General features: G+C 75.1%; 3 protein-coding genes. All 3 read right to left on the reverse strand.

Features of this window, described 5'->3' with window-relative positions:
• Positions 1-9 precede the first annotated feature (9 nt).
• Positions 10-1,209: a mandelate racemase/muconate lactonizing enzyme family protein gene (locus DQW06_RS20640; RefSeq protein WP_071622235.1), complete on the reverse strand. Its 1,200-nt coding sequence runs from the start codon at positions 1,207-1,209 to the stop codon at positions 10-12.
• A 31-nt stretch (positions 1,210-1,240) separates the two neighbouring features.
• Positions 1,241-2,566, reverse strand: a complete 1,326-nt coding sequence (locus tag DQW06_RS20645; protein ID WP_013153523.1) for an enolase C-terminal domain-like protein — start codon at positions 2,564-2,566, stop codon at positions 1,241-1,243.
• On the reverse strand, positions 2,563-3,757 hold a 1,195-nt coding region (locus DQW06_RS20650; protein ID WP_157983524.1), incomplete at its 5' end, for an aldehyde dehydrogenase (NADP(+)). The genes DQW06_RS20645 and DQW06_RS20650, both read right to left, overlap by 4 nt.

The raw sequence follows: 3,757 nt of genomic DNA on the forward strand, positions 1-3,757 counted from the left end.
CGCGGCCGGTCAGCCCTTCAGGTCCGTGTGGCCGTCGGCGTCCACCCGGGTCCTCTGGGCGGTCCAGGCGCGGGCCTGCTCGCTGATCGTGCAGCCCAGACCCGGCCGGTCCGGAACGAGCATGCGCCCGCCCGCGGTCTCCAGCCGCTCCTCGAACAGGGGCTGGAGCCAGTCGAAGTGCTCCACCCAGGGGTCGAGTTCGTAGGCGGCGGCCAGGTGCAGGTGGATCTCCATGGCGAAGTGCGGCGCCATCCGCACCCCGGCCCCGCGCCCCTGGGCCATGACGTCCAGGAACGGGGTGATGCCCCCGACCCGCGGCGCGTCCGGCTGCATGAAGCCCACGGCCCCGGCCTGGATCAGCGCCTCGTGCTCGGCGGGGCTGGTGAGCATCTCACCGGTGGCGATGGGCGTGGCCAGCTCGCGCGCCAGGTCCGCGTGCCCCCGGACGTCGTAGGCGTCCAGCGGCTCCTCGATCCAGACCAGGTCGAACCGGTCCAGGAGGCGCCCCATGCGCGCGGCCGAGCCCCGGTTCCACTGCTGGTTGGCGTCGACCATGAGCGGGAAGTCGCCCAGTTCCTCGCGCACGGCCTCCACGCGGGCCAGGTCCACCCGGTGGTCGGGGTGGCCGACCTTGATCTTGATACCGCCGATGCCCGCGGCGCGGGCGGCCCGGGTGTTGTCCAGCACCTCCTCCAGCGGCGCGGACAGGAACCCGCCGGAGGTGTTGTAGCAGTCGACCGCGTCGCGGTGCGCGCCCAGGAGCTTGGCCAGCGGCAGCCCGGCCCGCTTGGCCTTGAGGTCCCACAGGGCGATGTCCATCGCGGCGATGGCCTGGGTGGCCAGTCCGCTGCGCCCCACCGAGGCCCCGGCCCACACCAGGCGGGTCCACAGGCGCTGGATGTCGCTGGGGTCCTCGCCGATCAGCTCGGGGGCCACCTCGCGGGCGTGGGCGTACTGGCCCGGGCCTCCGGCCCGCTTGGAGTAGGTGAAGCCGACGCCTTCGAGTCCCTGCTCGGTGGTGATCTCGGCGAAGAGCACCGACACCGAGGTGAGCGGCTTCTGGCGGCCGGTGAGCACCTTGGCGTCGCTGATGGGGGTGGACAGGGGCAGGTCGACGCGGGACAGCGTCACCGAGGCGATGGAGTCGGTGGCGGTGCCCCCCGCGGTGCCGGTGCGGGTGCCGCCCCGCGGCTCGGCGGGTGTGTTCATGGGGTCTCCGGAAGTGGGAGGGACGGGGGGTTCAGCGCACCATCGCGGGACGTTTGGGATCGAAGGTCCAGTCGGGGACGAGGTGTCGCATGGCCGCGGCGTCGTCGCGCGCGCCCAGGCCGTGCTCCAGGTACAGCTCGTGCGCGGCGGCCAGGGCGTCGCGGTCCAGCTCCACGCCCAGGCCGGGGGCGGTGGGCACGGTGACGGCGCCGTCCTCGATCCGCAGGGGCCTGCGGGTCAGGGCCTGCCCGTCCTGCCAGATCCAGTGGGTGTCCAGGGCGGTGATGTCGCCGGGGGCGGCGGCTCCCACGTGGGTGAACATCGCCAGGGAGATGTCGAAGTGGTTGTTGGAGTGCGAGCCCCAGGTCAGACCGAAGTCCTCGCACAGCTGGGCCACGCGCACCGAGCCGCGCATGGTCCAGAAGTGCGGGTCGGCCAGCGGGATGTCCACCGCGTTGACGCGCACGCTGTGCGCCATCTGGCGCCAGTCGGTGGCGATCATGTTGGTGGCGGTGCGCAGGCCGGTGGCCCGCCGGAACTCCGCCATGACCTCGCGCGCGGAGTAGCCGCCCTCAGCACCGCAGGGGTCCTCGGCGTAGGCCAGGACGCCGTGCAGGTCGGAGCAGAGCGCGGTCGCCTCGGCCAGCGACCAGGCGCCGTTGGGGTCGATGGTGACGCGGGCGTCGGGGAAGCGCGCGGCCAGGGCGCGGACCGCCGCGGCCTCCTCCTCGCCCGCCAGCACCCCGCCCTTGAGCTTGAAGTCGCGGAAGCCGTAGCGGCTCCGGGCCGCCTCGGCCAGGGCGACGACGGCCTCGGGGGTGAGCGCGGGCTCGGTGCGCAGGCGCTCCCAGTCGTCGGCGGGGTCCTTGGCCTCGGGGTAGGGCAGCGGTGTGCGGTCGCGGTCGCCGACGTAGAACAGGTAGCCCAGCATGGGCACCCGCTCGCGTCGGCGGCCCTCGCCGAGCAGGTCGCAGACGGGCACGCCCAGGTGCTGGCCCAGCAGGTCGAGCAGGGCCGACTCCAGGGCGGTGACCGCGTGCACGGTGGTGCGCAGGTCGAAGGTCTGCTCGCCCCGCCCGCCCCGGTCGCGGTCGGCGAAGGCGTCCTGGACGCGGCGCAGGAGGGGGTTGAGCTCGGCGACGGGGCGTCCGACGAGCAGTTCGGCGGCGTCGGCGATGGTGGCGCGGATGGGCTCGCCGCCGGGGACCTCGCCCAGGCCGGTGCGCCCCTCGCTGTCGGTGAGGATGGCGATGTTGCGGGTGAAGAAGGGGCCGTGGGCGCCGCTGAGGTTGAGCAGCATGCTGTCGCGTCCGGCCACCGGCACCACGTCGACGGAGGCGATGGTGGGCGTGCTCATGCGGGGTCTCCTCCGGGCACGACGGTGCCCTCGACTCGTCGGTTCAGCCGCCAGGGGTTGTCCTGGCGCAGTGCGGGCGGCAGCAGGGCGTCGGGCATGTCCTGGTAGCTGACCGGCCGCAGGAACCGGTGCAGGGCCAGGCTGCCCACCGAGGTGCCCCGGCCGTCGGAGGTGGCGGGGAAGGGGCCGCCGTGGACCATCGCGTGGGTCACCTCCACCCCAGTGGGCCAGCCCCCGAACAGGACGCGGCCCGCGCGGCGCTCCAGCACCGGCAGCAGGGCGCGCGCCGCCGCCAGGTCGTCGGCGTCGCCGGTGTCGGCGTGCAGGGTCGCGGTGAGCTGGCCCTCCAGCCCCTCCAGCGCGGCGGGCAGCGCGGCGGCGTCGGGGTAGCGCACCACCGTGCCCGCGGCGCCGAAGACCTCCTCGCTCAGGCGCGGGTCGGCCGTGAGGTCGGCCAGGGACACCTCGGCCAGGGCCGGGGCCGGCGCGTTGGGGCCCTCCCCCTCGCCGCCCCTGGCCCGCAGCACGACCTCCGAACGCCCCTCCAGCGCCTCCACCCCGTCGCGGAAGGCCGCGGCGATGGGCGCGGTGAGCATCGTCTGGCCGGTGGCGTCGGCCACCAGGCGCGCGGCGGCTTCCACGAACCGGTCCCCGTCCGGGGTGGAGGGGACGAACACCAGCCCGGGGTTGGTGCAGAACTGCCCCGATCCCAGGGTGAGCGAGGCGACGTAGGCCCCGGCCAGGTCCTGGGCGCCCTGCCCGGCGAGCGCGCCGGGCAGCACGAACACGGGGTTGACCGAGGACATCTCGGCGAAGACCGGGATCGGCTCGGGGCGCTCGGCCGCCACCCGCATCAGGGCCAGCCCGCCGCCCCGCGACCCGGTGAAGGCCACGGCCTTCACGCGCGGGTCGGCGACCAGCTCCTGTCCGATGCCGTTGCCCTCCCCGAACAACAGGGAGAACACGCCGCCGGGCAGGCCGCTCTCGCGCACCGCGTCGGCCACGGCGCGCCCGACCAGCGCGGCGGTGCCGGGGTGGGCGTTGTGGCCCTTGACGATCACCGGGCACCCGGCGGCCAGGGCCGCGGCCGTGTCGCCCCCGGCGGTGGAGAAGGCCAGGGGGAAGTTGCTCGCGCCGAAGACCACCACGGGGCCGACGGGGATGTGCGCCAGGCGCAGGTCGGGGCGGGGC

It is taken from the genome of Nocardiopsis sp. TNDT3 (genome assembly GCF_003427465.1).
In the GTDB taxonomy this organism is placed as follows: domain Bacteria; phylum Actinomycetota; class Actinomycetes; order Streptosporangiales; family Streptosporangiaceae; genus Nocardiopsis; species Nocardiopsis dassonvillei.